This is a genomic window from Thermostichus sp. MS-CIW-25 (genome assembly GCF_054060015.1).
In genome coordinates this window covers 46,791-61,698 of record NZ_JBSSCS010000004.1, presented here as the reverse complement: position 1 = coordinate 61,698, position 14,908 = coordinate 46,791, and the positions used below count along the sequence as shown (strand labels likewise).

Here is a 14,908-nt window from a genome sequence, read left to right as displayed (position 1 = left end):
AAGGGAAGGGATCCAGGCCATGACCAAGTTTGTCTTCATCACCGGTGGAGTGGTCTCCAGCATCGGCAAAGGCATTGTGGCGGCTAGCTTGGGTCGCCTGCTCAAATCCCGCAACTACACGGTGTCGATTTTGAAGCTGGATCCCTATATCAATGTGGATCCCGGCACCATGAGTCCCTACCAGCATGGAGAAGTGTTCGTCACCGACGACGGCGCCGAGACGGACTTGGACTTGGGCCACTACGAGCGCTTCACCGACACCAACATGTCCAAGCTCAACAACGTTACCACCGGCGCCATCTACCAGGCGGTGATCCACAAAGAGCGGCGCGGCGATTACCAGGGCAGCACGGTGCAGGTGATCCCCCATGTTACCCAAGAGATTAAAGAGCGCATCCGGCGGGTGGCCCGCGAGACCAACCCCGACGTGGTGCTGGTGGAGGTGGGGGGCACGGTGGGGGATATCGAGTCTCTGCCCTTTTTGGAGGCCATTCGCCAATTTCGCAAGGACGTGGGCCGCGCCAATGTCGCCTATGTGCATGTCACCCTGGTGCCCCTGATCAGAGCGGCAGGGGAGATGAAAACCAAGCCCACCCAGCACTCGGTGAAGGAGCTGCGCTCCATTGGTATCCAGCCGGACGTGTTGGTGTGCCGCTGCGAACAGCCATTGCCCCGCGGGATCAAGGAGAAGATCTCCGAGTTTTGCGATGTGCCGGTGGAATGTGTGATTCAGGCTCAGGATGCCCCCAGCATCTACGACGTGCCTCTGGTGCTGGAGCAGGAGGGGTTGGCGCAGCGGGTTTTGGAGATCCTCAACCTGGATCCCCAGCAGCCAGATCTACGGGAGTGGGAGCTCTTGGTGAAGCGGCTGCACCACCCCCAAGAGCGGGTGGAGATTGCCATTGTCGGCAAATACGTGCGCCTTACGGATGCCTATCTTTCGGTGGCCGAGGCCCTGCGCCATGCCGGGTTGGCCCTCAATGCCGGCGTCACGCTGCGCTGGATCTCTTCTGAGGAGATCGAAGAGCGGGGACCAGAGGCATTGCTTTCCGGCGTGGATGGAGTGGTGGTGCCAGGGGGGTTTGGCAATCGCGGCATCGAGGGCAAAGTGGCCAGTATTTGCTACGTGAGGGAGCGGGGCATTCCCTTTCTGGGCCTGTGTCTGGGCATGCAATGCGCGGTGATCGACTGGGGATGTCACATTGCCCACCTGGAGCGGGCCAATAGCTATGAGTTTGATCCCGATACCCCCCACCCTGTCATCAGCCTGCTGCCGGAGCAGAAAGATGTGGAAGATCTGGGAGGAACCCTGCGGCTGGGCCTCTATCCCTGTCGCATCATGCCCAATACCCTAGCGGCCAAGCTCTACGGTGAGGCCATCATCTACGAGCGGCACCGCCATCGCTATGAGTTTAACAATGCCTACCGCAGCCTTTTTCTGGACTCTGGTTATATCATCAGCGGAGTCTCGCCGGATAACCGCTTGGTGGAGATTATCGAGCTGCCCAGCCACCCCTTTTTCATCGCCACCCAGTTCCATCCGGAGTTTCGCTCCCGCCCCAACCGCCCCCACCCCCTCTTTTTGGGGTTGATCGAAGCTGCCCTGCGCAGCCGCCCTCAGCCTCACCCCCTGCAGTTGCAGAAGATGGGCTAGTTGACAGATCCCTTGTCCAAAAGTGGGGGCACGCCTCTGGTCCTGGTTCTGCAGAGCTTTGCTGAACATAAACTGCTGCGGAATCCTGGGTTTCGCCTGTGGAGCAGCCGTGGCCTACTGCCTAAAACGAGGTCATCCAATCTGCCAAAATTTCCTGTCGGCGTGGATGGCGCAGTTTGCGCATGGCTCGTGCTTGAATTTGTCGGACGCGCTCTCGAGACAGGCCGAAGAGCTGACCAATTTCGGAGAGAGTGTGCAGGTGGCCATCTTTCAGCCCATAGCGGAGCTTGAGGATTTCTTGCTCTCGGGGGCTGAGCTGCTCCAGCATTTCTTCCAGTTGGGCAGACAGCAGGTGCAAGTCCATTTGCGATTCGGGAGTGGGGCCGTTGGCGGCCTCGATAAGCTGCATCAGCTCCGTATCTTCCTCTTTGCCGACCGGAGTATGCAGCGAAAGAGCTTGGCGACCGGCTTCCAAGAGGGTTAAGAGAGCGTCCAGCTTGTCGGGGGAAATCTCCAGAGCTTTGGCAATCTCTGCTTGGGTGGGGCGACGGTTTAGGGCTTCGGTCAGATCTCGCCGGATCCGCTTCACCTGGTTGAGCTTTTCTACCATGTGCACCGGGATCCGCACCAGGCGCCCCTGATTGGCAACGGCGCGGGTGATCCCTTGGCGAATCCACCAGTAGGCGTAGGTGGAAAACTTGTAGCCGCGTTCGCACTCAAATTTTTCTGCGGCTCGGATCAGGCCAATGGTGCCTTCTTGAATCAGATCCAGAAACGGCACACCGCGATTCAAATACTTTTTGGCAATCGAGACCACCAAGCGCAGGTTGGCCCTAACCAATTCCCGTTTCGCCCGTTCCCCGGCGGCTCCCCCCTCTGCGATCAGCCGCCCCAATTTCACTTCCTGCTCGGCATTGAGGAGTGGGTAGCGAGCCATTTCCCGCAAAAATATGCCCACCGAGTCTTCCGACAGCGAGGCTTGGGTCGCTCGGTTGCCGGGTTTGCTGAGCCGTACCTCAACCCGTTTCGGTGGGGGGGGGACAATTCTGAACAGCTACATTCGTCCCATTTGGTTGAGATTTCATACAAACTCAAGCTCAAGTTCACAAGCGGGTGTTAAGAACTTTACTCAGTACAGGATGGAGGCGGCTAACCTTTCAGCAAACCCAACTTCCTTCAGGGATCCCTGCAGACACAGGGCAGAGATCTCGCCGGATTTCAAGAGGCTACTCGATTTCTCTAGGTTCAGACTTCAGCTTTTGCTAAGGTGGGGTGCAGACTAAACACTTCCGTGATGGTAACGGTCAGCATCCGGTAGGATTGTTAAAGTGACTACAGAGTTGACCTTGTTTTGCAGTGCACCATGCCACGCCAACGGAAGAAATCGGATTTGCCCAGCAAGATTTGTCTCACCTGTCAGCGACCCTTCACCTGGCGCAAAAAGTGGGCCGACTGTTGGTCGGAGGTGAAATACTGTTCTGAGCGGTGTCGCAATCATCGCCCCAAGGGATCCCTGCCTGCTTCCCGGCAAGACGGTTGGGACGGATAATGTTGTCTCAGGATCAGGACATAAGGGTTTGGATCTGTCGGGGTTGGCGATGCGGTTTCTCAAGTGGCTGTTGCACAATCCCCACGAGACAGAAGAGGAGGATCCCTTTTTGCGGGCCATCACCCGCCTGGAAAGCCTGATCTCGAAGCTACTGTCAATTTTGATGATCGGGCTAATCGTAGTAGCAGTGGTGGACTTGGCCCGGTTCTTGGTGGCAGATTTGTTGACCGAGCCAACTGGGTTTTTCTCCACCACTTTAATCGAGATCTTCGGCCTCTTTTTAAATATTCTAATTGCGCTGGAAATTCTGGAGAACATTACCGCCTACTTGCAAAAGCAGGTGGTGCAGGTGGAGCTGGTGATCGTCACCTCTTTGATTGCGGTGGCCCGCAAGATCATCATTTTTGATTTCGAGAAGCTGGGGGGGTTGGAGCTCATTGGCTTGGGGGCAGCGACGTTGGCCCTCTCGGTAAGTTATTGGCTGGTGCGGCGAGCCAAGTCTCCATCCAAGTCCGGGGAAAATTAGGCTAGGACAGAATCCTGGTAGGATAGGGGTGGAGCTTTCCTGCAAGAAACGTGCGTGTGCGATCTGAGTTGGCCAGCCTGGTGAAGTTAGCTGTGCTGATGGTGGTGCTTTGGGTGGGGCTGAGTGCTCTCCCTGTCTTGGCCCGCCCGCATTCTTCTCGCGATTTGCTCCTGGCACAACAATTGGGCAAACCCGTGAAAACCTACAACAGTCCCCCGCCGATGGTGATCGACCCGGCCAAGTCCTACACGGCCACGATGGAGACCACCGCCGGCACAATGGTTCTGGAGCTGTTTCCTCAGGAAGCTCCCCTGGCCGTCAACAATTTCGTCTTTTTGGCCAACGACCACTTCTACGATGGTGTCATCTTTCACCGCGTGATCCGCGGCTTCATGATCCAGGGCGGGGATCCCACGGGTACAGGGCGGGGTGGGCCGGGCTACCGCTTTCCCGATGAGCCGGTGCAACGTCCCTACAGCCGTGGCACTTTGGCTATGGCCAACGCCGGCCCCAACACCAATGGCAGCCAGTTCTTCATCATGCATGCCGACTACCCGCTGCCGCCCAACTACACGATCTTTGGGCAATTGATCGAGGGAGAGGATGTGTTGGATAAAATTGCAACTGCGCCCACCGACCCTCAGGATCGCCCCCTGAAACCGGTGGAGATCAAGTCGGTTCGCATCTTGGAATCCAATTAGGTTGGGCCAATCGGGTGGAACAGTTTGGTTAAATTAACTTGGCCTCTGGCCCCATTTTTGCAACTTGCCCCCAGGGGGACTCAGGTATGGAGTTCGCTAGGCCCCGGCGAATGTCCCCCCGCATTCTGGTTCTGGATTTTGATGGTGTGCTCTGCGATGGGCGGGCGGAGTATTTTGCTTCCTCCTGCCGCGTTTGTGCTCAGGTGTGGGGCTTGGCTCCTGCTCAGCTAGAGCCGCTGCGTCCTGCCTTCGACCGTCTGCGCCCGCTGATTGAGACCGGCTGGGAGATGCCTCTGTTGTTGTGGGGGCTACAGGAAGGGATCCGGGAGGAGGACTTGCGCCAAGACTGGCCCAGCTGGCGTCAGCGGTTGTTGCAGCAGTCAGGGATCCCTGCCCTCTCTCTAATCCAAGCGTTAATCCAAGCGTTGGATCGGGTGCGGGATCGCTGGATTGCAGAGGATCTGCAGGGGTGGCTGGGGCTACACCGCTTTTATCCGGGGGTGGCGGCTTGGCTACGCCAGGTTCAGGCTGCCGGGGAGCCGCGCTTGGCCATCCTCAGCACCAAAGAGGGACGGTTCATCCAGCAGCTCTTGGGCCGAGCAGGGATCCAACTGCCACGCCACCGCATTCTGGGCAAGGAGGTGCGCGCCCCCAAGGCCACCACTTTACAGCGGCTACTGGCTGCCGCCCAACTGCCGGCTGAGGAGCTGTGGTTTGTGGAGGATCGCCTGCAAACGCTGCGCCAGGTGCAGACGGTGCCGGAGCTGGAGCAAGTTCTCCTGTTTTTGGCCGACTGGGGCTACAACCTGCCGGAGGAAAGGGAAGAGGCCGCTCGGGATCCCCGTCTCCATTTGCTCAGCCTGGAACAGCTTTGCCAGCCCTTTGACCGTTGGATTGCCCCTTCTCCCCCGCCGCGCTTTTCTATCAGTCCCGCCAGCTGGGAAGACTTGAGCCAGGCTCGGCCCACCCCTGGCCGGAAACGCCCGGAAGCCGGTTTGGCCTCTCTGGTGCTGACCTTGGTGGAGCTGTTGCGGCAGTTGATGGAGGCGCAGGTGGTGCGGCAAATGGAGGCCGAGCGCCTTTCTGCAGAGCAGATTGAGCGGGCCGGCAGCAGCCTACAAGCCTTGCGGGAGCAAATTCGACAAATCTGCAGCCTGTTGGAGATCGACCCAGCGGATTTGAACCTGGAGCTCGGAGATCTGGGCACCCTCCTGCCCCGCCAGGGGGACTACTACCCCGGACAACCCCACCGCGAGGGATCCCTGCTGGAACTGTTGGATCGGCTGATCCACACCGGCATCGTCGTCGATGGCGAGATCGACTTGGGGCTGGCGGACTTGGATCTGATCCACGCCCGCCTGAAGCTGGTGCTCACCTCCAGCGCCAAGCTCTACTGAGCCCGTGGATTGAGAGTGCTGATGGAGACGATTGGGAGAAGAGATGCCTGAAGCGGGGAGAGAGACCGGAAATCGCGGTATGCTGGCTGTGGATCCCCTTCATCTGTCTTCATGTCTTCCCCTATGGATGTCTTTGCCCCAACCGGAAACCTGTATGCCGGTGCCATTTGGCCAGAAGTGGTGGTTACCCTCACCCTCTTGCTCGTCTTGGTGGTGGATTTGGTCGGTGGTTCGGCGGCGCGCAAAAGTCTTCCGGCCCTCTCCATCTTTGGCTTGATCGGGGCCTTGGTGACCTTGGTGTTGCAATGGCAGCAGCCCCAGTTGGAGAGCTTCTTGGGCAGCTTTGCAGCGGATCCCGTCAGCATTCTCTTCCGTGGCCTGGTGGTGGGGACGGCGGTACTGACGGTGATGATGGCGGAGCGCTACATCTCTCAGTCCGGAGCGCCCACAGGCGAGTTTTATGTGTTGCTGCTCACGGCCACCTTGGGGGGCATGTTCCTCTCCGGGGCGACGGACTTGATCCTAGTGTTTGTATCTCTGGAAACCCTGGGCATTGCCAGCTACCTGATGGCCGGCTATACCAAGCGGGATCCCCGTTCTTCGGAGGCAGCCCTGAAATATCTCTTGATCGGGGCCAGCAGCACAGCCATTTTTCTCTACGGCATGTCGCTGCTCTACGGCCTTTCGGGTGGGCAAACGAAGCTGGAAGCCATTGCCTCCTCTATGGGGGATGCCGGCTTGGCAGGGATCATCGCTTTGGTGCTCTGCATTGGTGGTATCGGGTTTAAGTTGGCGGCGGTGCCCTTCCACCAGTGGACTCCCGACGTCTACGAGGGATCCCCAACGCCGGTGGTGGCCTTTTTGTCGGTGGGATCCAAAGCGGCAGGCTTTGCCTTGGCGGTGCGCTTTCTGGCCACCGTGTTTCCGGCCATGACGGAAGAGTGGCGGGCGGTGCTCTCGGTGCTGGCCATTTTGACCATGGTGCTGGGCAATGTGGTGGCCATTGCCCAAACCCGCCTCAAACGGCTGCTGGCCTATTCTTCCATTGGACAGGCGGGCTTCGTTTTGATTGGCTTGGTGGCGGGCACTGAGGCCGGCTATGCCAGCTTGATCTTCTACTTGATGGTCTATTTGGTCATGAACTTGGGGGCCTTTTTGTGCATCACCCTGTTCAGCCTGAAGACCGGCACCGACGAAATCAACGAGTACAGCGGCCTCTACCAGAAGGATCCCTTCCTCACCCTGTGCTTGAGCATTTGTCTGCTCTCGTTGGGTGGATTGCCCCCTCTGGCGGGCTTCTTCGGCAAGCTGTATCTGTTCTGGGCCGGTTGGCAGGCGGGGGCCTATACCTTGGTGTTGGTGGGGTTGGTCACCAGCGTCATCTCCATCTACTACTACGTGCGGGTGGTGAAAACCATGGTGGTGAAAGAGCCGCAGGAGATGTCGCTTTCGGTGCGGAATTACCCCGAGACCAACTGGCAGGCGGAAGGCATGCAGGCTCTGCGGGTGGGCCTGGTGTTCACTTTGGTGGCCACCATCTTTGCCGGGATCCTCTCCAATCCCCTCTTTACCCTCTCCATCCAGGCAGTGGAGCAAAGCCCGTTCTTGGGGTTCCCAGCCGCACAAGCCTTCCTTCCAGAGTCGGCAAGACTTCAGGTGGCAGTCGAGGGATCCCTGGGTGCGTCTGCTCAGACTGGCGAAGCATAGTTTTTGGGATTCTCTCTGCCTCGAAGTTTTGGAAAGCAGTGCTGGGCAGCGCATGGGGCTAGCTCCTCAGGGCCGAGGGTCTGTCTCCCCAGAGGGATCCCTTCAAGGTCGGCCTATTAGCGCCCACCGATCACAGCGATGTAGTTGGTCACCCATTCGTAGTAGGGCACGCAATCCATACGTCCATCGCCACAATCGGCCACAGGAGTTTTCCAGAAGAAGATGCGCTCAAAATTGTCGATGCCATTGGTCTTGCATCCCTCTGGCCCCAGCAGCTCGCTGGCCTGACAAGCGGCGGGCACCACCGGCACCGAGCCAAACCAAGCCGCCAGATCCCCCTGCACCTTCGGGTTCAAGGAATGTTCCATCCACAGGTAGGCACAGTTGGGGTGTTTGGCGGTAGCGCTGAGCATGGTTGTATCTGCCCAGCCGGTGGCTCCCTCTTCCGGTATCACACTGGCGACAGGTTGACCTTCGGATCGCAACAGATTGACCTGGAAGGGCCAAGAGCTGGAGGCCACTACCCCTTCGTTGACAAAGTCATCCACCTGCACCGCCGCATCGTGCCAGTAGCGTCCAACCAGTTGCCGCTGCTGTCGCAATAGAGCTAGAGCAGCATTGAACTGTTCGCGGGTCAGCTCGTAGGGATCCGTGATGCCCAATTCTGGGCGGTGGGCCTTCAGGTAGAGGGCGGCATCGGCAATGTAGATGGAGCCATCGTAGGCTTGGATGCGGCCCTTGTTGGATTTGCCGTCTGGCAGGATTTTTTCTTCAAACACCACATCCCAACTGGTGGGGGGTTCCGGGAAAACCTTTGTGTTGTACATCAACACGTTGGATCCCCATTGATAGGGCACGCCGTAATGCTTGCCATCCACGGTATGCCAGGGAGCATCCCGCAGGCGCGGGTCGATGGTCTCCCAACTGGGGATCAGGCGGGGGTTAATCTGCTGTACCCGTTCCCCTTTGATCAGGCGTAGGGTGGCATCGCCGGAGGCCGTCACCAGATCAAAGCCGCCCTCATTCATCAGGGCTACCATCTCATCGGAGGTTGCCGCCACCTTAACGCTGACTTGGCAGCCGGTTTCTTTCTCAAACTCGGTCACCCAGTCATAGGCGGGATCCGTTTCTCCCCGTTCGATATAGCCTGCCCAGGCCACAATCGAGACCGCCCCCTCTGGGCGGCCCAAGCGATACAGGGGCCCGCGAGCAGCATGGGCGGAATGGGAGGTCAGCAGCAGCGTGAGCAAGGCCAAGCCCAATGAGAGCAGAAGAGTTAGCCAGAGGCGAAACAGAATAGACCCCAGCTTCTTGGCCTGTAGGGGAATGAAGGGGTTCAGGTTGGCCATCACAGGCTTCTCCCAGGCAACAACTGCGCTGGCATCAAGGGTAGATCATTCCTCGAAGAGATCCCGCTACATTGAAAACAATCTCGACAACTCTCTATTCGACTCCACAGTTCTGGATCCCCCTCAATGGTTTCACTGTTGCCCAAGGATGGGATTCCGTCTCGCTCAAGCGACCAGCAGGGCGGGGTCAAAGCAATGGCACCGCAGGGAATCAAATGCCCTCTAGGCTGACGTTGAGAAAGCGGGCAATCTCGGCTGCCTGGTTTTCGATCTCCATCAGGGGGGGAGGCTGGCCCACTCCGGTGAGGGGGATGTCACCACGTCCTTTCACTCGCAAGTAGATGGCTCGGCGGGGGTTAAGCCCCTCTCTCAGCTCCACCCGTAAGCTTTGCACATCGGCAAAGTCATACTCCAGGCGGACTTCACGGTTTTTGCCCGGAAAGCCTCGCCGTACCAGAGTTATCTTCTGCGTGCGCCGGTCGAACTCGTTGTAGCCGCCTCCCAAGTTCCAATACAAACTCAGCCACTGGTATAGCCCCGCCAGGGATCCGAGCACCCCGTAAAAGAGCATGGCAATGCCTTGGGGAATAAACACCAGGCTGGCGGGATCGGAAAAGGGGAGCAAATTGCGGTGGAGATAGCTGGAAAGGCCGGCCAAGGTAAAGCCCAGCCCTCCCCCCGTCAGCGCCACCGCCCAAAAGTACACGCTGGGCCGCCGCGACCCAATCACGGTGTAGCGCAGCAAATCGTCAGAACGGATTTCAGGAACAATGGCGGACACAGTTGGGATCCCTGCAGGTTTTCCAAGGCTGGCTTCCCCCATTCTATAGGCTATGGGCGGCAAGGGTTTTCCCCAGCAGAGGGGCGCTCAGGGGACTGGCAAGAGCTAGAGCCGCCTGGGGAATGGGGGCGGAAGTCCTCTGCGCTGTACAGCCCCTCTCCCGAAGGGAGTTAGGGATAGTTTTTATTGTTATGGCTCCTTTTGCTCCTTGTAAGAGCCGTAGCAGGGATCCCTGCTGGGGTTCTGAGGCGTTCTATCTGCTGACAGAGCCCAACAGCATACGCCAATGGGATCCCTCTCACCTCAGGGTTGGGTTTGGCGTGGGGTAACGATCCTACCCTCTCCTGGGGCGACTTCCGGGGGGTTGGGTCGGGTCTGCCCAGGGGGCTCATCAGCAGCATCCGAGGGAGAGGCAGGGGTGGGATCCGGCTCAGGAGAGGCCGTTTGTTGCGGTTCTGCGGCAGGGGGAGAAGGCTGAGGCTCAGGGGTTGGGTCTGGCAGGGCTGGCGGCTGGGGTAGGGCGTCTTGGGCTGTTCGTTCCCCAAAAGCCGATAAGGCAATGGCAGCTTCCCCGCGGCTGACCGGCTCGAAGGGGTTGAAGGTGCGGATGGGGCCAAAGGTGCGCAGCACGGTGGAGGCATTCTCCAGACTGCGATCCGCTACCAGAGCAGGAACAACCTCAGGAGGAATTTGCGCCGCATCGGTAAACCCCCAGCGCTCTTCCAGCTCTGCTCGGGATCCCTTGATCTGGCCGGGAGGTAAGTCCAGAGGCACCTTCATGCGGATCAACTCTGCCCGCGACAGCAGGCTGTTGGGGCGAAACTCTCGATTGGCATCTCCGGCAATTATGCCGGCAGCTCCCAGGGCTTGAATGTAGCGAAAGTTGGGATCCTCCTCCGGCACATCCAAAAAGAGGGGGCGTTCCGAGGGGGATCCCAGGCGGATTTGCCGGCTGGGCTCATCGGCGTGGATGGCGTTGTTGGCCAACACCAGCCAACGGGCAAATTCTCCGCGACGAACGCTGCGCTGCGGCTGAAATTCGCTGCTGGAGATATCGGCAAAAACTCCCAACCGATCTAGGTATCCCACCGAACGGGCCACCAGAGATCCGGGCTCCAAGTCTGTAAAGCGGCTGCTGTCCTGGCTGGGCAGAGGTGAAGAGGGGGCGGGAGCAGTGGGGATCGAGATAGAGGGTGGGATGGATCCCGGCGAAGGTTGAGGCGAGGGAGGTGCCAGCGGCTCAGATTGGGCTGTGGGCGGGCCCACTGGGCGTACAGCGCGCTCTAGCTGTTCTCCCCACTCGGTTCCCTGGCAAGCCGACAACAGCCAGAGCAACGAAACAAAGCTGCCGAGCTTGAGCCAGGGGCCAGGCCGCATAGGTTTAGACTGATGATGCACCGCTCTACCTTTCTCTATTGGTCTCTATTGGGCCCATTTGCGGCTGAACTCCTCCAGCACGTCCAGCAGGTTAAGCAGGCTTTGCATCGGCAGGAGATCGGCCAGGGGCAATTCTTTGCGCCCACCCCCCACTTTCACCGGGATCCCTTGCAAGATCTCTGTGACGGCGTCCTCATCCACCTTGCCTGCCATCACCTGGGGTGCCAGTCGCTCCGCCAAAAGGGTATGCAGGTGGGCATCGCGCAGGTAAAGATGCCAGCGGGCCACATCGATGTAAACTTCTTTACCAATGGCAGCGGCCAATTGCTCAATGTCTGGGTTGCTGGGCACTTTGGCCATCCCTCAGCTCCGTTGGTGGTTGCGTCTGCCCCTCCCTCAGATCATAACCCGAACCCAAGGACTCCTCAGGGAGGGCTGGCAGCAGAGCGATTGGGTAGAGGTAGGGCGAAGTTCTCTTGCAGCTGCCGCAGCATCAACAGGTGTTCCAGAGCTAGGCGATCCCGTTCTGTCCGCAACTGGCTCAGTTGGGCCTGAATTTGGCGGATATCGGCCTCGTCGGAGTCCCAGGTTTGCAAAAGGCGGTAGAGGCGCTCTTGTTGGTCGGCAATTTGCCGGTTTAGGCGGGCTAGGCGGCGGCTGAACTCCACATCCATTTCCTCTGCCAGCTCGGAATCCGGCAGCAGGGCCAGGCGATCCCAATGGATGCCCAGGTCGGCCAAGCTTGGCGGGGACGGATCCAACTCCTTGAGGAGGGGGAAATCCGGAAAAAGCAATGGATCTGTTTGATCGGGGGCGGGGGGTTGAGGGCGAGCCACCGGAGGGGTGAGACGGGATCCGGGTGAAGGCAGGTTTGTGGGCTGGGGGGCAGGCTCCTGTCCACTGGGAGAGGAGTGCAACTGCTTCGGACTCCGTCCCGCCGGCGCGGACGGCGTTGCCAGATGGCTACTGCTGGGATCTGCCTGGGCCGACAGGGATCCCAGACTGCATAGCCAAAGGCAGACTCCTAGCCCACAAGCCCAGCGAACTGCTTTTTCCACCCTGCGCTCCTCAGTCTTTCTCAAGCCTGCTCAGGTCATTCCCAGCCCACCAAGGACTCCGTCCCGTTGATGCGAACGGCTCCGGTCCCGTTGGCGGAGCGAGATCCACGGTCGGGCATTGCCTCAAACAAAATCGAGTAGGCATCTTGTTTTTGCCCCGCCTCGAAAAGATAGCGTTGGGCAACACGAGCAGAGGCAGGCACGATGGCCACGCGCACCGGCGGATCTTCCAGCGATACCAAAGGCTGGGGATGAGACCAACGCCATCCCGCCCAGCCCGCCCCTGCCAAGGCCACTACAGCCGCTGCCACCCGTCCCCAAGGGGTGCCCTTACGTTGCCGCCAGCCCAGGTCGAGCATTGGCCGCCGATCCAGCTCAGCGAACACACGGCTGATCAACAGCTCCGTCTGGGTGGAGTTCAAGGTGGGGGCCTTGAGATTGGCCAAACCGGCCTGTAAAGCTGCCAGTTGGCTGTACAGTTGCCGCGCCTGAGGATCGCTGGCCAGCCAATCTTCCACCTGCCGCGCCTCTTGAGACGACAATTCCCCATCCAAGTAGGCGCTCAACTGTTCAAAGCGCTCATCCACCACCGGCAGCTCTTGCTGGGGATCCCTGGGGTCGGGGTTGGGGTTGCCGCGAACCATGGTCATTCACCATTAAGGTAGGGTTTTAGGGTGGATTGCAAGCGGGCGCGGGCACGGGCAATGCGAGACTTAACAGTGCCCAAAGACACCCCTGTGATCTCGGCAATTTCCTCATAAGCCATTCCCTGAATTTCCCGCAGCAGGATTGTCTGGCGAAAGGCCTGCGGCAGGTCGCGGACGGCTTGGTGCAATCGCTCGTAGAACTCGCAGGTGGCGAGGTGCTCATGGGGGCTGGGGCTCTCGCTGGGCAGCTCCCACTCCATCTCGCTATCCCGCATCTGAATCGGCGCATCCAGAGAAAGGGGCTGCTGCTGTCGTTTGCGCTTGCGCAGCTCGTCGTAAAACAGGTTGGTGGCGATCCGCCCCAGCCAGCTGCGAAATTTTGCCGGCTCCTGTAGGCGTTTCAGGTGGCGGTAGGCCCGGATCCAAACTTCCTGGGCCAAGTCATGCCGGTCCTGCCAGTCCGGGGCAAGATGATAGAGCACCTTGTCCACATGGGCCTGATGGCGACGCATCAACTCGGCAAAAGCCTCCCGATGGGGCTGGGATCCCTGCTGACAGAGCAGCACCAGATCCGCATCAGCGAGCTTTTCGGGCCGCACAGGCACGTTCTTCACCAAGACGGACCAGCGCTGGCCACTGATGTCGCTGAGGGCAGCATCCATAGGCATCCATAGGTTGTAACAACAGCAACAGCGGAGGGATCCCCTCGCCGACAAAACCTCTGTTGCCCAGACGAAATGGCAGAGTTTGGGTTCCCCCCACCCTCAAACCGAGGGTAGCTCCAGAGGCTCTGAGGGCCATACCGGCAAGACCACCTCCTCATTGGATCTTGGCGCACATGGCAGGACGGTGGACACAGGAGCACTTTTGCAGGATAGCTCTTGAGTTGATAACTGGGCTACAGTGGGCTTGCGGTATGGTAAAACCCCGACCCGGCATGACTTCCGATGCTCCTGTTGCCGTCCTCTCCGAGCTCAAGGCGGTACCCATGTTGGCCGAACTTTCGGCAACGTCCTTGCAATGGCTGGGATCCCAGGTCAAGCTGCGGGATATCCCGGCGGGACAGGCCCTCTTCATGCAAGATGCCTGGGGCAGCGTAGTTTATCTGATCCTCGCCGGCTGGGCTAAGGTGCGGCGGGCTTTGCGGGCGCAAGACAGCACCAAAACCCTTGCCTTGCTGGGGCCGGGCGCTTGGGTGGGGGAAATGGCGGTACTGGACGAAGCTCCCCGCTCGCGAGATGTGCTGGCCCTAACCCCGCTGCGGGTGGCCGGGATCCCGGCGGCAACCTTCAAAGCACTGATGCTGCAGGAGCCGCAACTGTGCTACCAACTGGCCTGCAGCCTCTCCCGTCGCCTGCGCCTGGCCAACTTGCAGGCGGATCTCGACCAGCAGAGCCCCCCGGTGCGGGTGGTGCATACACTGGTGCAACTGGCGGAAGCTTTTGGCGAGAAGACCGCCCAGGGGATGCGCATTGTCTACCCTCCCCCCCAGGATTTGGCCGATCTCAGCCAGGTTAGCCGAGAGACAGCCACGGCGGTGCTAAGCCGTCTGCAGCAGCAGGGAGTTATTCAGCCTTTGCCGGAGCAACAGTCTTTGCTGCTGATCCAGTACGCCAAACTGGTAGAGGCCACCCGTCTGCTTTAGATATTGAAGATATTGACCCATGTCTCCCCAACCGATTTCTCCCCATCCAGGACAAGAATCTGTCTGGGACTATCCGCGCCCACCTCGTCTGGAGCCCACCACAGAACTGGTGGAAGTTCTCTTCAATGGCGAGCTCATTGCCCAAAGCCGCCGTTGCTACCGCGTCCTGGAAACCAGCCACCCGCCCACCTACTACATTCCCCCCACCGACGTTCGACTGCAGTATCTCCGCCCCAGCTCTCGCACCTCTTTCTGTGAGTTCAAAGGGGCTGCCTGCTACTGGACAGTTCAGGTCGGATCCCAAACAGCCGTAGATGCCGCCTGGAGCTATCCGGATCCCAGCCCGGCGTTTTTGCCCATCCGCGACTACCTTGCCTTTTATCCAGGCCGTGTGCAGGAGTGCCGGGTAGGTGGAGAACGAGTCCGGCCTCAACCCGGAGATTTCTACGGCGGTTGGATCACCTCAAAGGTCGTAGGCCCTTTCAAAGGAGAGCCGGGTAGCTGGAACTGGTAGGGG

General features: G+C 59.4%; 16 protein-coding genes. 8 read left to right on the top strand and 8 right to left on the bottom strand.

All coding sequences use genetic code 11. From position 1 onward, the window contains the following. Positions 1–19: 19 nt before the first annotated feature. Positions 20–1,654 carry a CTP synthase gene (locus ACVWZ1_RS02680; protein WP_457502449.1) on the top strand — a complete coding sequence of 545 codons (1,635 nt, stop codon included), beginning with the start codon at positions 20–22 and terminating at the stop codon, positions 1,652–1,654. A 121-nt stretch (positions 1,655–1,775) separates the two neighbouring features. On the opposite strand, the gene ACVWZ1_RS02675 is transcribed toward ACVWZ1_RS02680, so the two are convergent. Then, the gene (locus tag ACVWZ1_RS02675) at positions 1,776–2,612 is read right to left on the bottom strand and encodes a sigma-70 family RNA polymerase sigma factor (RefSeq protein ID WP_457502448.1); all 837 of its coding nucleotides are present in this window, start codon (positions 2,610–2,612) and stop codon (positions 1,776–1,778) included. Between the two features lie 405 nt (positions 2,613–3,017). Here ACVWZ1_RS02675 and ACVWZ1_RS02670 point away from each other — a divergent pair, with 405 nt between their 5' ends. The 5 genes from ACVWZ1_RS02670 (at position 3,018) to ACVWZ1_RS02650 (ending at position 7,534) form a co-directional block, all read left to right on the top strand. Continuing rightward, positions 3,018–3,203, top strand: coding sequence for a DUF2256 domain-containing protein (locus ACVWZ1_RS02670; RefSeq protein WP_041437321.1), 186 nt, complete (start codon positions 3,018–3,020; stop codon positions 3,201–3,203). Between the two features lie 49 nt (positions 3,204–3,252). Then, entirely contained in the window at positions 3,253–3,729 is a 477-nt protein-coding gene (locus tag ACVWZ1_RS02665; protein WP_457387134.1) for a phosphate-starvation-inducible PsiE family protein, read from the top strand. Positions 3,730–3,950: 221 nt separating this feature from the next. Beyond that, positions 3,951–4,430, top strand: a complete 480-nt coding sequence (locus ACVWZ1_RS02660) for a peptidylprolyl isomerase (protein ID WP_414382189.1) — start codon at positions 3,951–3,953, stop codon at positions 4,428–4,430. Between the two features lie 110 nt (positions 4,431–4,540). Next, complete coding sequence (gene gvpJ, locus ACVWZ1_RS02655) at positions 4,541–5,827, top strand: gas vesicle protein GvpJ (RefSeq protein WP_457502447.1); 1,287 nt, start codon at positions 4,541–4,543, stop codon at positions 5,825–5,827. Between the two features lie 123 nt (positions 5,828–5,950). Next, complete coding sequence (locus tag ACVWZ1_RS02650; RefSeq protein ID WP_457466066.1) at positions 5,951–7,534, top strand: NAD(P)H-quinone oxidoreductase subunit N; 1,584 nt, start codon at positions 5,951–5,953, stop codon at positions 7,532–7,534. Positions 7,535–7,650: 116 nt separating this feature from the next. Here ACVWZ1_RS02650 and ACVWZ1_RS02645 read toward each other — a convergent pair whose 3' ends face one another. From ACVWZ1_RS02645 to ACVWZ1_RS02615, 7 genes are all read right to left on the bottom strand, one after another. Then, positions 7,651–8,883 (bottom strand): ABC transporter substrate-binding protein, encoded by a 1,233-nt coding sequence (locus tag ACVWZ1_RS02645; RefSeq protein WP_414356713.1) that lies wholly within the window; start codon positions 8,881–8,883, stop codon positions 7,651–7,653. Between the two features lie 211 nt (positions 8,884–9,094). After that, complete coding sequence (locus ACVWZ1_RS02640) at positions 9,095–9,664, bottom strand: photosystem I assembly protein Ycf4 (protein WP_457466006.1); 570 nt, start codon at positions 9,662–9,664, stop codon at positions 9,095–9,097. 303 nt (positions 9,665–9,967) lie between these two features. Further along, positions 9,968–11,041 carry an S-layer homology domain-containing protein gene (locus ACVWZ1_RS02635; protein WP_457502446.1) on the bottom strand — a complete coding sequence of 358 codons (1,074 nt, stop codon included), beginning with the start codon at positions 11,039–11,041 and terminating at the stop codon, positions 9,968–9,970. 45 nt (positions 11,042–11,086) lie between these two features. After that, positions 11,087–11,401: a DUF3181 family protein gene (locus ACVWZ1_RS02630; protein WP_011433076.1), complete on the bottom strand. Its 315-nt coding sequence runs from the start codon at positions 11,399–11,401 to the stop codon at positions 11,087–11,089. A gap of 65 nt (positions 11,402–11,466) precedes the next feature. Next, positions 11,467–12,099 carry a hypothetical protein gene (locus ACVWZ1_RS02625; protein ID WP_457502445.1) on the bottom strand — a complete coding sequence of 211 codons (633 nt, stop codon included), beginning with the start codon at positions 12,097–12,099 and terminating at the stop codon, positions 11,467–11,469. A gap of 35 nt (positions 12,100–12,134) precedes the next feature. Further along, a complete protein-coding gene (locus ACVWZ1_RS02620) occupies positions 12,135–12,749 on the bottom strand; it encodes an anti-sigma factor family protein (protein WP_457502444.1) in 615 nt (204 codons plus the stop codon). Continuing rightward, positions 12,746–13,408, bottom strand: coding sequence for a sigma-70 family RNA polymerase sigma factor (locus tag ACVWZ1_RS02615; protein ID WP_414399934.1), 663 nt, complete (start codon positions 13,406–13,408; stop codon positions 12,746–12,748). Before ACVWZ1_RS02615 ends, ACVWZ1_RS02620 begins: the two co-directional genes overlap by 4 nt. A gap of 275 nt (positions 13,409–13,683) precedes the next feature. On the opposite strand from ACVWZ1_RS02615, the gene ACVWZ1_RS02610 reads away from it, so the two are divergent. Beyond that, on the top strand, positions 13,684–14,391 hold the full coding sequence (locus ACVWZ1_RS02610) for a Crp/Fnr family transcriptional regulator (protein WP_457502443.1): 708 nt from the start codon (positions 13,684–13,686) through the stop codon (positions 14,389–14,391). Positions 14,392–14,410: 19 nt separating this feature from the next. Then, positions 14,411–14,905: a DUF427 domain-containing protein gene (locus ACVWZ1_RS02605; protein ID WP_011433071.1), complete on the top strand. Its 495-nt coding sequence runs from the start codon at positions 14,411–14,413 to the stop codon at positions 14,903–14,905. Positions 14,906–14,908: the final 3 nt, after the last annotated feature.

Bases quoted from the DNA above. Each gene is read 5' to 3' on its own strand.
- ACVWZ1_RS02680 (WP_457502449.1), top strand. From the start codon at position 20: ATGACCAAGTTTGTCTTCATCACCGGTGGAGTGGTCTCCAGCATCGGC.
- ACVWZ1_RS02670 (WP_041437321.1), top strand. From the start codon at position 3,018: ATGCCACGCCAACGGAAGAAATCGGATTTGCCCAGCAAGATTTGTCTC.
- ACVWZ1_RS02665 (WP_457387134.1), top strand. From the start codon at position 3,253: ATGCGGTTTCTCAAGTGGCTGTTGCACAATCCCCACGAGACAGAAGAG.
- ACVWZ1_RS02660 (WP_414382189.1), top strand. From the start codon at position 3,951: ATGGTGATCGACCCGGCCAAGTCCTACACGGCCACGATGGAGACCACC.
- gvpJ (WP_457502447.1), top strand. From the start codon at position 4,541: ATGTCCCCCCGCATTCTGGTTCTGGATTTTGATGGTGTGCTCTGCGAT.
- ACVWZ1_RS02650 (WP_457466066.1), top strand. From the start codon at position 5,951: ATGGATGTCTTTGCCCCAACCGGAAACCTGTATGCCGGTGCCATTTGG.
- ACVWZ1_RS02645 (WP_414356713.1), bottom strand. From the start codon at position 8,883: ATGGCCAACCTGAACCCCTTCATTCCCCTACAGGCCAAGAAGCTGGGG.
- ACVWZ1_RS02635 (WP_457502446.1), bottom strand. From the start codon at position 11,041: ATGCGGCCTGGCCCCTGGCTCAAGCTCGGCAGCTTTGTTTCGTTGCTC.
- ACVWZ1_RS02630 (WP_011433076.1), bottom strand. From the start codon at position 11,401: ATGGCCAAAGTGCCCAGCAACCCAGACATTGAGCAATTGGCCGCTGCC.
- ACVWZ1_RS02620 (WP_457502444.1), bottom strand. From the start codon at position 12,749: ATGACCATGGTTCGCGGCAACCCCAACCCCGACCCCAGGGATCCCCAG.
- ACVWZ1_RS02615 (WP_414399934.1), bottom strand. From the start codon at position 13,408: ATGGATGCTGCCCTCAGCGACATCAGTGGCCAGCGCTGGTCCGTCTTG.
- ACVWZ1_RS02610 (WP_457502443.1), top strand. From the start codon at position 13,684: ATGACTTCCGATGCTCCTGTTGCCGTCCTCTCCGAGCTCAAGGCGGTA.
- ACVWZ1_RS02605 (WP_011433071.1), top strand. From the start codon at position 14,411: ATGTCTCCCCAACCGATTTCTCCCCATCCAGGACAAGAATCTGTCTGG.